Source organism: Rhizobium sp. CRRU65 (assembly GCF_048551595.1).
In the GTDB taxonomy this organism is placed as follows: Bacteria; Pseudomonadota; Alphaproteobacteria; order Rhizobiales; family Rhizobiaceae; genus Rhizobium; species Rhizobium leguminosarum_J.
The window spans coordinates 551,312-566,754 of the sequence record NZ_JBLYZH010000002.1 but is presented as its reverse complement, the minus strand read 5'-3'; the positions used below and the strand labels follow the sequence as shown (position 1 = coordinate 566,754).

General features: G+C 60.6%; 15 protein-coding genes. 8 read left to right on the top strand and 7 right to left on the bottom strand.

The window, feature by feature from the left end:
* Positions 1 to 161: 161 nt before the first annotated feature.
* Positions 162 to 2,057, top strand: a complete 1,896-nt coding sequence (locus ACM5SV_RS05855) for a bifunctional sugar phosphate isomerase/epimerase/4-hydroxyphenylpyruvate dioxygenase family protein (RefSeq protein WP_419425125.1) — start codon at positions 162 to 164, stop codon at positions 2,055 to 2,057.
* A 111-nt stretch (positions 2,058 to 2,168) separates the two neighbouring features.
* Here ACM5SV_RS05855 and ACM5SV_RS05850 read toward each other — a convergent pair whose 3' ends face one another.
* Positions 2,169 to 2,843 (bottom strand): GntR family transcriptional regulator, encoded by a 675-nt coding sequence (locus tag ACM5SV_RS05850; RefSeq protein WP_221961621.1) that lies wholly within the window; start codon positions 2,841 to 2,843, stop codon positions 2,169 to 2,171.
* A gap of 74 nt (positions 2,844 to 2,917) precedes the next feature.
* Positions 2,918 to 3,586 (bottom strand): GntR family transcriptional regulator, encoded by a 669-nt coding sequence (locus tag ACM5SV_RS05845; protein ID WP_419425124.1) that lies wholly within the window; start codon positions 3,584 to 3,586, stop codon positions 2,918 to 2,920.
* Between the two features lie 689 nt (positions 3,587 to 4,275).
* Between ACM5SV_RS05845 and ACM5SV_RS05840 the strand changes: the two genes are divergently transcribed.
* Positions 4,276 to 4,575, top strand: coding sequence for a hypothetical protein (locus tag ACM5SV_RS05840; RefSeq protein WP_221973781.1), 300 nt, complete (start codon positions 4,276 to 4,278; stop codon positions 4,573 to 4,575).
* 202 nt (positions 4,576 to 4,777) lie between these two features.
* Here the strand turns inward: ACM5SV_RS05840 and ACM5SV_RS05835 are convergent, their stop codons facing one another.
* Positions 4,778 to 5,080, bottom strand: a complete 303-nt coding sequence (locus tag ACM5SV_RS05835) for a hypothetical protein (RefSeq protein WP_017996800.1) — start codon at positions 5,078 to 5,080, stop codon at positions 4,778 to 4,780.
* Between the two features lie 137 nt (positions 5,081 to 5,217).
* On the opposite strand from ACM5SV_RS05835, the gene ACM5SV_RS05830 reads away from it, so the two are divergent.
* The 4 genes from ACM5SV_RS05830 (at position 5,218) to ACM5SV_RS05815 (ending at position 8,185) form a co-directional block, all read left to right on the top strand.
* On the top strand, positions 5,218 to 5,448 hold the full coding sequence (locus tag ACM5SV_RS05830) for a hypothetical protein (RefSeq protein WP_012763524.1): 231 nt from the start codon (positions 5,218 to 5,220) through the stop codon (positions 5,446 to 5,448).
* A 481-nt stretch (positions 5,449 to 5,929) separates the two neighbouring features.
* A complete protein-coding gene (locus ACM5SV_RS05825) occupies positions 5,930 to 6,760 on the top strand; it encodes an MBL fold metallo-hydrolase (RefSeq protein ID WP_128407518.1) in 831 nt (276 codons plus the stop codon).
* A 156-nt stretch (positions 6,761 to 6,916) separates the two neighbouring features.
* On the top strand, positions 6,917 to 7,291 hold the full coding sequence (locus ACM5SV_RS05820) for a GFA family protein (protein ID WP_128407517.1): 375 nt from the start codon (positions 6,917 to 6,919) through the stop codon (positions 7,289 to 7,291).
* A 24-nt stretch (positions 7,292 to 7,315) separates the two neighbouring features.
* On the top strand, positions 7,316 to 8,185 hold the full coding sequence (locus ACM5SV_RS05815) for an alpha/beta fold hydrolase (protein WP_419425123.1): 870 nt from the start codon (positions 7,316 to 7,318) through the stop codon (positions 8,183 to 8,185).
* 106 nt (positions 8,186 to 8,291) lie between these two features.
* Here ACM5SV_RS05815 and ACM5SV_RS05810 read toward each other — a convergent pair whose 3' ends face one another.
* Both ACM5SV_RS05810 and ACM5SV_RS05805 read right to left on the bottom strand, forming a co-directional pair.
* Positions 8,292 to 9,050 (bottom strand): polysaccharide deacetylase family protein, encoded by a 759-nt coding sequence (locus ACM5SV_RS05810; protein ID WP_128407515.1) that lies wholly within the window; start codon positions 9,048 to 9,050, stop codon positions 8,292 to 8,294.
* On the bottom strand, positions 9,050 to 10,138 hold the full coding sequence (locus tag ACM5SV_RS05805; protein ID WP_128407514.1) for a glycosyltransferase family 4 protein: 1,089 nt from the start codon (positions 10,136 to 10,138) through the stop codon (positions 9,050 to 9,052). Before ACM5SV_RS05805 ends, ACM5SV_RS05810 begins: the two co-directional genes overlap by 1 nt.
* A 179-nt stretch (positions 10,139 to 10,317) precedes the next feature.
* Here ACM5SV_RS05805 and ACM5SV_RS05800 point away from each other — a divergent pair, with 179 nt between their 5' ends.
* Positions 10,318 to 12,036 carry an adenylate/guanylate cyclase domain-containing protein gene (locus ACM5SV_RS05800; RefSeq protein ID WP_419425122.1) on the top strand — a complete coding sequence of 573 codons (1,719 nt, stop codon included), beginning with the start codon at positions 10,318 to 10,320 and terminating at the stop codon, positions 12,034 to 12,036.
* Positions 12,036 to 12,914 (top strand): FkbM family methyltransferase, encoded by an 879-nt coding sequence (locus ACM5SV_RS05795; protein ID WP_419425121.1) that lies wholly within the window; start codon positions 12,036 to 12,038, stop codon positions 12,912 to 12,914. The genes ACM5SV_RS05800 and ACM5SV_RS05795 overlap by 1 nt, the downstream gene beginning before the upstream one ends.
* A gap of 59 nt (positions 12,915 to 12,973) precedes the next feature.
* Here ACM5SV_RS05795 and ACM5SV_RS05790 read toward each other — a convergent pair whose 3' ends face one another.
* Together ACM5SV_RS05790 and ACM5SV_RS05785 are read right to left on the bottom strand one after the other, a co-directional pair.
* A complete protein-coding gene (locus ACM5SV_RS05790) occupies positions 12,974 to 13,351 on the bottom strand; it encodes a GFA family protein (protein WP_419425120.1) in 378 nt (125 codons plus the stop codon).
* Between the two features lie 183 nt (positions 13,352 to 13,534).
* Entirely contained in the window at positions 13,535 to 14,878 is a 1,344-nt protein-coding gene (locus ACM5SV_RS05785) for a chloride channel protein (protein ID WP_419425119.1), read from the bottom strand.
* Positions 14,879 to 15,443 lie beyond the last annotated feature (565 nt).

Genomic DNA, 15,443 nt, shown 5'->3' with positions numbered 1-15,443 from the left:
CAAATCAACAGAGTTTTTCAAAATCATATGAGAATTTATAATAAGACACGCTATTTGAATTCCTCACGACATTTGCCATAATAGTAGCGAGCGGTTTTCTGGAACGCATCATCGTGTTCGGCGCTCGTTTTATCTCGCACCGATATCGGAAGGGCTTTGACATGAGGACCTCGATTGCGACTGTAACGATCAGCGGCGAACTTCCCGAGAAGCTCGAGGCGATCGCCCGAGCGGGCTTCGACGGCGTCGAGATCTTCGAAAATGATTTCCTCGCCTTCGACGGAAGCCCGGCTGATGTCGGAAAACTCGTCCGCGATCATGGCCTGGAGATCACCCTGTTTCAGCCGTTTCGTGATTTCGAGGGCATGCCGGAGCCGCTGCGAAGCCGAACGTTTGATCGTGCGGAACGGAAGTTCGACGTGATGCAGCAGCTCGGAACGGATCTGGTGCTGGTCTGCTCCAACGTCTCGCCGGCAGCCATCGGCGGCATCGACCGGGCGGCGGCGGACTTTCACGAACTCGGCGAGCGTGCCGCCCGGCGGGGACTGAGGGTGGGCTACGAGGCGCTTGCCTGGGGCCGCCATATCAGCGACCACCGCGACGCCTGGGAGATCGTCCGTCGCGCCGATCATCCGAATATCGGTCTTATCCTCGACAGCTTCCACACTTTGTCGCGCAAGATCGACGTCAATTCGATCCGCTCAATTCCCAAAGAGAAAATCTTCATCGTCCAGCTTGCCGATGCCCCGCTGATCGACATGGACCTGCTCTATTGGAGCCGCCACTTCCGAAACATGCCAGGGGAAGGCGATCTTCCCGTCACGGCGTTTACCGAAGCCGTCGCGGCAACAGGTTATGATGGCTATTTCTCCCTAGAGATCTTCAACGACCAGTTTCGAGGCGGTCTGTCGCGGGCGATTGCCGCCGATGGCCACCGCTCGCTGATCTATCTTGGCGATCAGGTCCGACGCCATCTCGGCATCGGCAGCATGACCGGAGCGGCGATGCCGGAAAGGCCCTCCGTCAAGGGCGTCGGTTTCGTCGAGTTTGCCACGGACGAGGAAGACGAGGTCGAGCTGGTTGCATTGCTGCGCACCCTCGGTTTCAAAAGGACGGCAATCCACCGCACGAAGAAAGTCTCTCTTTTCGAGCAGGGCGAGATCCGTATCCTTGTCAATGTCGATGAGGCAGGATTCGCGAACGCCGCTTACGCCGTTCACGGCACTTTTGCCTATGCCATGGCCCTGGTCGTCGACGATGCCGCAAAGGCCTATGAGCGCGCGCTCGCCTTGGATGCCGAGCCATTCACCCAGCCTGTCGCAGACGGTGAACTCGAGCTGCCTGCCATTCGGGGTGTCGGGGGCGGGATCGTCTATCTCATCGACGACAAGAGCGCATTGGGTCGCTTCTCCGAAATCGACTTTCAGCCGGTCACGGACGATACCGACGCGCCGTCTGCAGGGCTGTTGCGCATTGATCACGTCGCCCAGACGGTCGGTTACGATGAAATGCTCACCTGGCTTCTATTCTACACGTCGATTTTCGAGACGCGGAAGACCCCAATGGTCGATATCATCGATCCGGCCGGAGTGGTGCGCAGCCAAGTCGTCGAGAACGACACCGGGGCGCTGCGCATTACCATGAACGGCGCCGAGAATCGCCGCACTCTGGCGGGACATTTTATGGCCGAAAAATTCGGGGCCGGCATCCAGCACCTGGCGTTTCTGACCGACGACATCTTTGCAACCGCAGAAAGCCTTCGTGTTTGCGGTTTCAGATCGCTGCACATTTCGCCGAACTACTACGACGACGTCGAAGCACGCTTCGGCCTCGATCCGGCCCTGACCGAGCGGTTGAAGGCGGAGAACATCCTTTATGACCGTGACGAGCATGGCGAATATTTCCAGCTCTATAGCGGAACCTATGGCGAGGGTTTCTTCTTCGAGATCGTCGAGCGCCGCGGCTACCGCGGCTACGGCGCCCCGAACGCGATTTTCCGGATCGCCGCCCTGAAGAAACAGATGCGTCCGGAAGGAATTCCGAAAGAGGCCTTTTGAGCCATGGTTTACTGGCGGCTCAGCTTTTCATGAAAGCGCAGAGCCGCGCGCTAACCTTTTCTTTTGCGCTTCCGGACGGAAAACCGCGTCGCACTTTTTGCTGGAATTTCTCTAAGTAATCCGGCCGCTCTTGAGCACATGGTCCACGCCGCTTTGAACGTGCCGCCTGACGACGTCGGTCGCGCCAGCGACGTCGCGCCGAATGGAAAGTTCAAACAAAAGCTTATGGTCATCGACGACGGGCTTTCCGCGAAAACTTTCGGCCAGCATATGGTAGCGGAGAAAGCGGTCGAAGACGGAAGACAATGTCGCCATCAGCGTCGCTGAATTGCAGGCCGAGACGATCGCCTGATGGAACTCCCAGTCGTATCGAACCCAGTCGACCGTCCGCGAGACGTCGCCGGCAAGGAGCTTGCGTTCCGCGGCAGCCAGCCGGTGATGGGCGGCGACGATGCGCCCCTCCCATTCAAGATTTCCCGCAGCGAAGGCAAGGCCGATCGCATGTGTTTCCAGAACAATCCTGAGGTCGGCGAGCTCCAGAAGTTCGCGGCGCGAAGCAGGGCTGACTTCAAAACCGCGCTGCCCCTCGGCAACGACGAGGTTTTCCGTGGTCAGACGGCTCAGGATTTCGCGCAGCGATGAAATGCCGATGGAGTAACGCTCCTTGGCCTGCTCCAGCTTGATCTTGGCCCCCGGCGGCAAAGTCCCCGATATGATATCCTCGCGGATCTGCCGGAAGACGACATCGCTTACTGTTTCAGCCGGGTCGTGGACTTGCTTGAGCATGGCTTTTCCTGGTTTCGCCGAAATGCAATTTACGTGGTGGACCTAAAGCTCGAAGAGGAACGTCCGGACCATTTCTATCTCAGCGTCCCTCTCGCCAGCGCATGCTCGACCCCGCCTTGAATATGCAGGGCAAGCACCCGCTTGGCCGTCTCCGCGTCCCGTCGCAATGCCGCATCCAAAAGCTGCTGATGTTCATTGGCTGCGACATCGCCTCGATAGGACAAGGCCACCATCTGATATCTGAGATATCTGTCGAAGATCACCGAATGCGTCTCCATCAGCAGTTTCGACCCGCAGGCAGATATCAGGGCTTGGTGGAACTCCCAGTCGTAGCGCTTCCAGTCCTCAGCCCTGCTGGTGTCGCCGGTTGCCATCACATGTTCCATCCGCGCCAATTTGTAATGCGCCGATACCAGCGGAGCTTCCCACTCCACGTCGCCATGCGCGAACGACTGCTCCAGCGCATGTGTTTCCAAGAGAAGCCTCAGCGCCGCCGTCTCCTTGAGGTCTGAAACCGACACCGGAGACACTTCGAAACCTTTTTGCCCCTCGGCGACGACGAGCCCCTCGGAGGAGAGCCGGTTCAAGACTTCGCGAAGTGTGCTGATGCTGGTCTCGTAGGACTCCTTCAGGCTTTCCAGCTTCAACTTTTGCCCGGGAGCCAGCCGCCCAAAAATGATGTCGGCCCGAATGCGCCTGTAGCTGCTTTCGGCAATGGTCTCGTTGATAACCGGCTGCAACATCGCGAGTCTCTTATATTTCCCGTATCGTCGGATATATCGCTTTCTGGCACCCTAAAGCAAGGAAGCATTCCCACAATGGGATGCACAATTTTCTCATATGATGGTGGTTTTCCCGGAGAACCAGGCGAACGGGGTAAACGCAATACACGCGCCATAAGTCTTCGGCTAGGCTCTTCGCGTAACCCGCAAGTTCACATGGCACTAACCGGGAATATCTGGGAATTACCGGGAACTGGCGGTGAAAACTTGCATGGAGAGGGCCTGCCCCCGCGAGTCATCAAATAGTAATACAAATATTGCGGAACCTAACACTGGCGCCCTCGTTGTGCCATCATGTCTGAAACGTCTGAAACAACTACAGCAGGAATCATCCAGCGCGATACCTTGAAGCGCTTGGGACCACGTTTGCGTGGGCTGCCAGAATTCTCATTGCCCGCCGACTGCGAAGATGTTTTCGGCGACTTACTAAAAAAGCTAGACGCTGCGGCGAGAGAGAACCAGGCACCAAGTCATTGAGGTTGGACCGGCTGACGCCTTGATCAATCTGATCAGACAGCATCTGAGTTAATGTCGTCCACCGTCATTCTACCGCCTATGCGACGATGGCGGCGCTCGATCCACACATTCAGGATGGTCGCCGACGGCGCTGGCACCGAGGAACTTTCCCGTCGCGACGCCGGTTAACCAGGATGCCGTATCTCGTCGAAATCCTCCTTCCAGTTTCACACCCTCGTGGGAGCCGGCCGAACGTCGACCTTGTCCGCGACGAACTCACGGCGAAGTTCGGCGGAGTCACCCTTCACGTCAACTCACCCGCCGAAGGACTGTGGTGCGACGACGGCGAAATCGAGCGGGATCGCATCGTTGTCGCCGAGTTAATGACCCCCGAGCTCGACCGCGCCTGGTGGTCGTCCTACCGCACGAAACTGGAGGCGCGGTTCCGTCAGGAGGAGATCGTCATTCGCGTGATTGAAATCGAACGCCTTTGATTTTCTTCGCAACCATAACCATCGTGAATCGGCCTCGTTTGCCGATCGTAAGGTGGAAACGCATGCGCGAATATTGCCGCCCATGATAGTCTCCGCAATCGTTAAACAGAACAGCACGGTAGGTGAGCCGGGCCCCCCGCTATACTCGACAGATCACCTGAGCGTTCGACCGCCGCTTTGACATCGCCCTGGCCGCCGGTTCCTACTGTCCGAGCCACTGATACTCGGCAATGGACGCCTTGCCCGACTTCTTGTCGTACAGACAGATGAGGTTCACTAGCTTCTTCGACTTCGAGCTCTTCTCGCGGAGAAGAACTGCTACCTTGCCAGTCGCATCGTCGAAGACCACCGGCGCGGTCGCTTCCGGTGACACCATTCGCGACTGACCGATGCAGGTCCCGTTCGCCTTCGCGAACAGTGCGTTCCATGCGCTGTCGCTGGAAGCACTGGCGAACTGGGTAAGGGCAAGCAACGTTGTCGTCGCGACCAATGTGGTCTTCAGCATATCAAACTCCTCATTTCATGCAGAATCACGCCTCGGCGTGGCGGGTGTTGATCGCGAAAAAGGATGGCAGGATCACGACGGCGGCGGGTGGAACCGCGTCGGCGTCTGCGAGTTCCTTCTCCAGAAGGAGAACCAACATGACGACGAACTCAATCCCCAGTTCCGCCAAGCTTCCTCCAAAGTCGCTGAACGAAGACACGCAGGACGACGAGCTTCCAGAGATCAACGTCGACGAACAGCGCGCCCCGCCCGTGAACATGGGCAACAGCCGCGAGGCCGGTGACGGCGTCGCCGACGCCGAACCAGAGACTGGTCGGTCCGATGCGAAGACGCGCATCCCCGCGCCGCAGACGGCAAACCGCGAGTGACGATGTCGAAGGTCAGCACCGGCCTAGACGACCGCCCGAAGGATTCCACGATAGCGCAGAGCGGCCCGCCCTACAGTTGAACTTAGACCAGACGTTCCAGACAAAGCCGCGAGATGCAAAATGAAAGAAGGCTGATTGTCAGAGCCCAGTCAGCCGTCGTCGGATATAGCGGTCCCCCCAACCTTCGGAACTGGATTTTCGGCTCGACAGGGCGGCAATTGTTTTTTCAATCGCGCGCAACCATCTAATAGGCATGACTTACGGGAAAATGTCCCCGCCCTGAGCAGCGCGTATACCGAAAACCAACCATACTGGCTTGCTTTCCGAACCGAAAGCCGATTGCTTAGGAAAATCTACTTCTTCTTCCGCTATCGGTTGGGAGAATACAAAGGGGAACAGACAAACCCGTGGAATTCTGCTGCTTCGCATCGGGACGAACTATGACTACGATGGCGATGCGGGAAGGCCGGTTTGAAGAACGATGACGACAGAACTGTTTCAGGTAAAATTTTGGGGCGTCCGCGGCAGTATTCCCGTGTCTGGCCCCGAGTTCGATCGCTACGGCGGTAACACTTCCTGCATCGAGATTCGCTGCGGAGAACATCGGATGATCTTCGACGCTGGCTCCGGCCTGCGCGAGGCGGGGCTGTCGTTGCTCGCCGACAGCGTCACCGACGTCGACCTGTTCTTCAGCCACTGCCATTACGACCACATCATCGGCCTGCCCTTCTTCAAGGCGATCTATTATCCCTCGATCAACGTCAACATCTGGTCCGGCCATCTCGATGGCAAGATGAGCACGCGGGAAATGGTCGAGCAGTTCATCAGCCCGCCCTGGTTTCCCGTCAAGACCGACATCTGTCAGGCGACGATGAATTTCAGCGATTTTCATGCCGGCCAGGTGCTGAACCCGCGCCCGGGCGTCACGATCAAGACCTTCATGCTGAACCATCCGGGCGGCGCCATAGGCTACCGCATCGAATGGCAGGGCCGTTCGGTCGCTCTCATCTACGATATCGAACATGATCCCGGCAACTACGATCCGGTCTCGCTCGAAATGATGCAGGACGCCGATCTCGTCGTCTACGACTGCACCTACAACGAAGACGAGATGCAGCGTTTCAAGGGCTTCGGCCATTCGACCTGGCAGCACGGCACCGAGCTCGCGAAGATCGCGGGCGCCAAGCGCTTCGCGCTGTTCCACCACGCTCCCTCCCGCACCGACGAACAGCTGGCGCAGATGGAAACGCAGGCGCAGGCGGCCTTCCCCGAATCCTTTGCCGCGCGCGACAATCAGATCGTGATGATCTAGCAGGCCGCTGAAGCCGCCTTCATCTTGTCCAGTCTGACGCTCTTCGACAGAGTATCCTATTCGTGGAGCCGAGCAGGCCTGCGACGTCACGACGGAACAGATGCCCGGCCGGACCGTTTTCCCGGCAGCGAAAAATCAACGAAACAGGGATCCGTCATGACCGTGCTTTCCGGAAAGTGTCTTTGCGGGCAGGTGCATGTTTCTGTCCGGGGCGAACCCTTGCGCGTTGGAATCTGTCATTGCACCGACTGCCGGCAAGAAAGCGGTTCGGCCTTTACCTTCTATGGGATCTGGCCCGCCGGCCAGTTCGAACATTCAGGGAAAACCGGCGAGTTCCAGGGTCGACATTTCTGCACCGGTTGCGGCTCGCGGCTGTTTTCCGCCGATGACCAGGAGGCCGAAATCAAGCTCGGCATCCTTTCCGAGGCCCCGACGCCTCTTGTGCCGAGCTACGAACTCTGGATCAAACGCCGCGAGCCGTGGCTGCGACCGGTGGAAGGCGCAAAGCAGTATGACGAAGACCGAACGTGAAGAACGGTTCCGAGGAGCTTGTCCATGACCACTCTCGTCCGACATCGCTGGATGACGGTTGCAGGCGTCGAGACTTTTTACCGCGAGGCCGGCCGGGAAGATGCTCCGGTCTTGTTGCTGCCGCACGGATATCCCTGCTCGTCCCATGAATTTCGCAATCTCATGCCGCGCCTTGCCGACCAGTGGCGCCTGATCGCGCCGGATTTCCCGGGCGCGGGCTATAGTGGCACGCCTGAAGATTTCGACTACAGTTTCGATGGATACGCTGCCTGGCTGGAGGCCTTCGTCGACGCCCTAGGTGTCGACCGGTTCGTCCCCTACCTCCACGACTTCGGCTCGCCAATCGGTACCCGCTTGGCGATCAGAGCCCCTCAACGCATCGTGGCGCTGATCATCCAGAATGGCGACATTCCCTATGAAGATGCCCTCGGACCAAAATATGCGGATATCGAGGCGACCTGGACGCTTCCGAGATCGGAGATGAGGAAGGTGCTGGCGGAGGCGGTCAGCGAGGAGACTTTCAAGGAGGAATTCCTCAACGATCTGCCGCCTCCTCTGGCCGATGCGATCCCGCCAGACCTCTGGAAGCTGCATTGGTCGCTGATCACGCCACGGCGCAAGGACATCGCCAGAGACCTGATCGTTGGACTGAAGGAGAACCGGGCCTGGTTCCCGGAACACCGGAAATACCTCCAGGAATACCAGCCTCCGACCTTGATCGTCTGGGGTCCGAACGACCACTACATGCCGGAAAAATCGGCGCGAGCCTACCTACGGGATCTGCCGGATGCCGAACTGCATCTGCTCGGCGGCGGCCACTGGCTGCTCGAGACACATCTCGAAGAGGTCGTCGCAATCATGCGAGACTTCCTCGGGCGCGTTCATGCCACCTGATCGACAATGTCTAATGCCCTATATCGTGTCGCGATCTTTGAGATTCGCTCCTCGCGCTTCAGGTCTTGCTTTTGCGCATGCGCTATCGCAACACCGCGGCACAGTTTCACGCGATGTGCTCTAGCAGTTCCGACGCCGATGACCAGCGGACGGCCGGATGTCGGGTCGTCACCGCGAACAAGGCCGACAGGAAATCCCATGCCGCTACGTCATGCACCAGATGGTGGGTGAGCACGCCGAGAGGCTCGTCGCCGCCGGCAAACCGGTCGTCAAGCTCGGCCACCAGTTCGGCCACCAATTCCGCCTCGCCCCGTCCGCCGCGCGTGCCATGCCAGTCGATGATGTCGACATGGGTGTTGAGGAGCGGCATCGGGCCGTCCTGCTTGGCTCGCCCATAGACCGAAAGGGCTGCAAATCCGAGCGCCGGAAGCGCCGGGATGAGGGCGGCGTCGATCCGGTTCCACGGCGGCACCAGCACCGGCAGGAAGCGGGCCGGATGCAGCCGCCGCAGCAGCCGGAACCCCTCACCCAACTCGCCGAGCACGGCCTCCGCCGGCCGCTCGCCGCCGAGTTCCTGCTTCTTGCCTTGCGGCCCGGCATGGTTGGTATGAGACCAGCCATGCACGGCGACAGCGACGGATGTTTCCTCCGCCAAGCGCGCGGCCAACGTTTCGCCGGTCAGGCCGGGAATGATGGCGAGCATCAGCGGAACCCCGCTTTCGCCCGTCAGCGCCAACAGCGTCTCCAGCGGCTGCGTCGGCTCGACGGCGTCGTCATCTCGCAGCCAGAACCGCGCCACGCGGCCGGCGGCCTGCCAGCGGTCAAGCTCGCGGCGCAGGGGGTCCCAGGCTATTCCGTCGGTCATCACGTCACTCCTGTTGCTGCGCTGTCGCGCAAAATTCCGTCCAATACCTGCGCCGCCATCGCAAGCGAGCGCTCGCCAAGCACCAGGCGCCGCGCCGCCTGCCCCATGGCGTCGCGCCTTTGCCTCTCGTCAAGCAGGGCGGCCACGGCCTCGGCATAGGCGGCAACATCGCCCTCTGGCGTCAACAGCCCGGTCACGCCAGCCTCGACCACCGCTGGCACGCCTGCCGTTTCCTGCGCGACGACAGGCAGGCCAGCGGCCTGGGCTTCCAGATAGGCGAGACCGTAGGCCTCGCCGCAGCCGGGCCAGACATAGAGGCCGCCGCGTCCGAGCAGTTCGGCGATCTCGATGGCATTGCGCTCGCCCAGCCATTCGATGCGGCCGGGAAAGTCGGCAAACAGCGCCCGCACCTCTTGCCGCATCGGACCATCGCCGATGACGGCCAGCGTCCAGGGCCGGTCTTCGATCAGCCTCAACGCATTTGCAAGCATGACATAACTGTCCATCTTGTCGCCGGCTCGCATCATCGCGACCGTCATCAGCCGGCGCGGATCAGGCGCCGGCGACACCTTCTCGAACAGCGCCGTGTCGATGAAGGGGTTAAGCCTGGCGAGGCGCGCCTGCGCGAAGGCGGCGGCAAGCCCGTCCTGGTCGCGCCCGGTGAAGCTGATATTGACCGCCGCCCGAATGATCGCATCGCCCACCAGCTTCTGCGAAGCTGCCCAGCCGGTTCGATCGCGTTTTGCCGCATAGGAGGCTTCGGCGGTGACGTAGGGAATGGCGAATTCGGCGGATATCGCCGGCCCGAAGGGATCGGGCGATTTATAATAGGGGTGGTAGCAGAACCAGAGGTCCGGCCGCGGCGCGAATTTCCATCTTAGCCGCAGCCGCTCCAGCTCGGCGCCGATGGCGGGTTCGAGCGCCCGCGCCGCGTCCGGTGTCGAGGCATAGGCGCGGAATTCGGAGGCGACGTCGACCTGATGCCCGCCAAGCTCCAGTGCCCGGATCAGCAGTCGCGCCATCAGCCGGTCGCCCGACGGTACCGGATGGTTCGGCGATTTCATCGGCGCGTAGAAAGCCACCCGCATCGGGACACCTCAGGTAAGACACACTGTTTACAACTTTCACGCCTGTCGGGAAAATTCCGCTATTGTCCCTTTGCCGAAAACTTGCGCATAAGCATATGGAATGTGATCGCGATCGAAGCAATTCCGCCTCTTTCTCAATCTCTATGGGCCTGCGGTTACATCGACAAGAACGGGAATGAATGACGACGGTCTCGGCCACAGGGATTTTTTCGGAACGTACGATCAGAAGGGCGAGGCTCGGTTCCGGCCTCGTCATTTTCATCTTCGTCCTCTTGCATTTGTCGAACCATGCGATTGGCCTGATTTCAGTCGCCGCCGCCGATAAAGCCGCCCACCTCTTCCTGGCGATCTGGCGCAATCCTCTGGGGACCGCCATCTTCTATTCATCGGTGCTCATCCATATCGCGCTGGTGCTGCGCGCCATCTACATGCGCCGCAGCCTCGTCATGCCGAAGGGGGAAATGGCCCAGATCGTGCTCGGCCTGATGATCCCGCTGTTGCTTATGGATCATGTCATCGGCACACGCATTGCTCACGAATTCTACGGCTACATCGATGACTACGAGACGGTTGTCGGCATGCTCTGGATCAAGAACCCGGCGAACGGATTGCGGCAGGCGCTCGCCGTCGTCGCCGTCTGGATCCACGGCTGTATCGGCATCCATTTCTGGTTGCGCTACCGCTCCTGGTACCCGGACTTCGCTCCGCTGCTGCTGGCGATTGCGATCCTCGTGCCGGTGCTTTCGCTACTCGGCTTCGTCGAGATGGGCCGAACGCTCGCCGATCCTTCCTACCAGCAGTCAATGACGGTCAGCGCCTACAAGGAGGGCGTCAACACCCGTTACGCCTCGAACCCGCAAGTTCACCGCGAGGTCGCCATGATCCGCGCCGGGCTCTACGGCGCCTTCTCGGCCTCGCTGCTCATCGTCGTCATCGCGCGTGCCCGGCGCAAGCTGAAGGAGCGGCTAGACCAAGTCGCCGTGAACTATCCGGGCGGCGAGGTGATCCGCGTGCCGCGCGGCTTCTCGGTGCTGGAAGCGAGCCGGCTCGGCGGCCTGCCGCATTATGCCGTCTGCGGCGGCAAGGGCCAGTGCTCCACCTGCCGCGTGCAGATCCTTGGCGACTACGACAGCCTGCCGATCCCCGACAAGATGGAGCAGACGACGCTGAAGCGCATCAATGCCGGCCCGGATGTCCGGCTCGCCTGCCAGCTTCGTCCGAACCGCGACGTTGCCGTCGCGCCACTTCTCGTGCCGGCGATCGAGGCGGCCCTTCCCGCCAACAGCCAGGAGACGAGCCCGGGCCGCGAGCGCGAGATCGCCGTGCTCTTCGTCGATATTCGCCATTTCACCACACTGACGGAAACCCGCCTGCCCTTCGACGTCGTCTTCCTGCTGAACCGCTATTTCGCCATCATCGGCAAGGCGGTGGAGCAGTCGGGCGGACGGCTCGACAAGTTCATCGGCGACGGCGCCATGGCGCTCTTCGGGCTCAACACCGCGCCGGAGGAAGCCTGCCGCCAGGCGCTCAACGCTGCAGCAGCGATCGTCGCCGAGATCGAGAAACTCGCGGCGGAACTCGCCGACGAACTGGCGCTGCCGCTGCGTATCGCGATCGGCATTCACACCGGCCCGGCCGTCGTCGGCACGATGGGATACGGCCGGGTGCGCAGCATGACGGCGATCGGCGATACCGTGAATGTCGCGAGCCGTTTGGAAACAGCCGCCAAGGAATTCGAAGCGGCGATCGTCATCTCCGAACCGGTGGCGAGCCTTTCGGGTGCTAACCTTTCCGGCATCGAAAGCCGTGAAATCAGCGTGCGCGGCCGGGCCCTGCCCTTGAAAGTCTACGTCATTCCAAGAGAGAAAGCGGCAGAGCCGCTCGAAGGAAAAACCTGATGCCCGGCAAGCCCTGGCTGACCGCCAAATACTGGAGCCGCCTGTTTCGCAAGGCCCGCAACGCCGCCGCTTCGCGCTTCTTCGACACCCGCTTTGGCCGCCGACTGCTGATCGAGAATATCGGCCCGCGCGTGGTCTCGGTGACGGTCGACGCCGGCGACCATCTGATGACTTTCTCGCCTTCGGACTATATCGGCCGCAAGGTCTTCCGGAAGGGCCATTTCGAACGCGAGGCCGTCGACCGGCTGATCGTCATCCTGCGCGAGCGCGGCCTCGTGAGAAAGGACGCAACGCTGCTCGAGATCGGCGGCAATATCGGCACCCAGACCGTCTATTTCGCCCTGAGCGACACCTATGCCCATATCGTCAGCGTCGAGCCCGATCCGCGCAATTTCCCGCTGCTTGCCCTCAACATCCGCCAGAATCGGCTGGAGGCGAAGGTCCGCCTCGTCAACTGCGCCGCCGGCGAGCACGAAGGCGAGATCGATTTCTTTCTCAACCTCAGCAATCACGGCAAGAGCAGCGCCATCCGTCAAAGCCCGACAGACAAGAAGATCAGCGTGCCGGTGAAGCCGGTTTCCGAGATCCTCGCCGGACTTTCGATCGACCCGGCCGCGATCGGCCTCGTCTGGATGGATATCGAAGGCTACGAGCCGGTCGCCTGCCGCTCGATGCGGCCGCTGCTTACCCGCCGCGTGCCGCTCTACATGGAATTCACCCCGCTCTTTTACGGAGCAGAAGGAACGAAGGCCTTCATATCGATGCTATCAGGCTTCTACGAGAATTGCCTCGTCATCTTCGAGGATCGCGAAGAGGAGATGAAGGTCCGCGACCTGCCGGGCGAATTCGATCAGTACAACGTGCTGTTTTTGCCTTAGAGGCTGCTTGTTACCGGCATTCGGGGCAGTATCTGTTAACGTGTCATTCTGTACGGCATCTAGGTCAAATCGAGCGACACCCATTCCAGACGACTTTCCTCGTAGACGCTTTGCGTTGGCGCGAGCGATGAGGGATCGGCGAAGCATCCCAATGCGACGGCTACCAGCTCTTTCCTGAATTCCGGTATCCAGAAAACTGTCGACCCGCATGCCGGGCAGAAGCAGAATTCGACCGATTTGCCGCTGTCGCCCCATCGGACGTAGCTGGTCGAAACCCCGGACGTCTCTATTTGATCGGCGTGGAAGAAGACGGCTACTCCGAACGCGCTGCCGGTGCGACGTTGGCAGGCCCGGCAATGGCAGGCGGAGATTTTGACAGGTTCTCCGTCGGCGGTGATCGAAAGCTGGCGGCATGAACAACTGGCTACTCGTTTCATTCCCCTGCTCCGCTAAAATGATGTCCGCGAGAGCAAACGCACGCACTTGGTAGCGGTTTTGGAGGCCGCCGCCAGGCCGCCGGACAGATCGAACAGTGCCATCAGGTGTCAGTTCCATGTTCGTAGCAAACTACTCGGCAGATGATCGCGCGTATTCGCCGGTCGTCTGTGCAGAACTGAAGGTTACTCCGACTCCCTTTCGACCGCACGCCGCGCCCGGATAGCCGCGGCGATGAAGACGCGCGAAAGGCCATGATAAAGCGGTTCGCGCGAAAGAATGCGCGAGGTCACGTAACCGATCATCGACACTGCCATGATCGGGATGACTGCCTGGTGGTCGCCGGTCATTTCCAGGATGATGACGAAGGCCGTCATCGGCGCCTGCACGACGCCCGCGAAATAGCCGGCCATGCCGAGGATGGCCGCCAGCGCGACGCCGGTGCCGAGCAGGGAGCCGACGGTGCTGCCGAAACCGGCGCCGACGGCGAGCGACGGCGCAAAGATGCCGCCCGGAATACCTGACAGCATCGACAGGAAGCTTGCGGCGAACTTCTCGACGAAGAAGAGCAGAGGCAAGGCGTTGCCTTCGACCGCAGTTCGTGCCTGCTCATAGCCGGTACCGAAGGTCGTGCCACCTGATGCCACTCCGATAACTGCGATCGTCAGTCCACAGGTGCCTGCAAGAGCCAGCATGCGCTTCAGCGGCTGTGACTGCGCCCAGCGGCGGATCTTCTGGCCAAAGTGCAGCGCGAAACCGCTGAAGGCTGCCCCGAGCGCGCCGCCGCCGACGCCGCAGATCAGAACCAGTCCCCAGTCGCGAAGCTCCGTGGGCGCAGCCGATGCCATGCCGAAGTAATTGTAGCTTCCGGAAATCCCGAGCGCGGCAAGGCCGGAGAGGATGACTGCCATGAGCACCAGCCCGTTCGCCCGAGACTCGTAGGTCCGACTCATTTCCTCGATCGCGAAGACGATACCGGCGAGCGGCGTGTTGAAGGCGGCCGCAATGCCGGCCGCCGATCCGGCAAGGATCAGCCCGCGCGCCTGCGCCATGCCACTGAACCGCGCAACAGCGAGCATGATCGACGCGCCGACCTGGACAGTCGGACCCTCGCGGCCGATCGAGGCGCCGGAGAAGAGCCCGAGCACCGTCAGTACGATCTTGCCGCAGGCGATCTTCAGCGACAGCAGCCGGGTTCGGTCTTCGTCGTCCCTCAGGTGCCTGGCGGCAATCGCCTGCGGAATGCCGCTGCCTTGCGAGTTCGGAAACAGCCTCGCCGCCAGATAGGCCGAGAGCATGAAGCCAAGCGGGGTCAGCGCAAGTGGCAGCAGGAAGGCCCATTCACCGGAGGAGGTGAGAGACCCGAAGCCCTTCTGCGCCAGATCCGCAAGCTTCGCAAAGCCGACGCTGATCACCCCGATTGCCAAGGCCCCGCACCAAAACACCAGTCTTGGCCGCCAAATTGAGAAAGAGCCCCATAAGACGCGGGAGCGGCGAAAGAGCTTGGAATATCGATAGGATGGCGGCATGTCGGGCTCGGCGATGCGGGGCGGGGTTGTCCTTTACTAGCGCTATCGCGCCCGAAGATCACCCCCATTTGCAGCATGTCGATCGCGGGCACGACTGCGGGCGCGCGCGCCGAGCACGGAGGCTCACGTTCAACCGTTCCGTCCGGGCTTCCCTAGGTCGGAATTCGTCGCATGGGAGCAGGCAGCCAGCCTACATTTTCGTCGGCGGATCCAATGAAGATCGCGGCGAACCATGGTTCATCTCTCGAGCGGGCTATCGGACCTATTAGAGCCGCCGATAATTTTACTTCGCATGACCGTGGGTGTAATCTGAGGATGCTCTCCTGAGGCGTTTGAACGCCAAGGGCACCTGACTCGCTCCGTGGTTCCCCCGCTGGAGCGGGTTTTTTTCTGCCGGTCAACTCGGAAGAACTTAAGATAAGGCAGTGATAGACGCGGCATCCAAAGCTCCATCTCCTATTATGAGAAGCGCTGATCGACACTGAATGTCCATCATAGATTGTTACGACACTGGAACGATGTCGGAGGGGCCTCTGGAAATCCCTGCTGCTTTTAGGTATCCCTT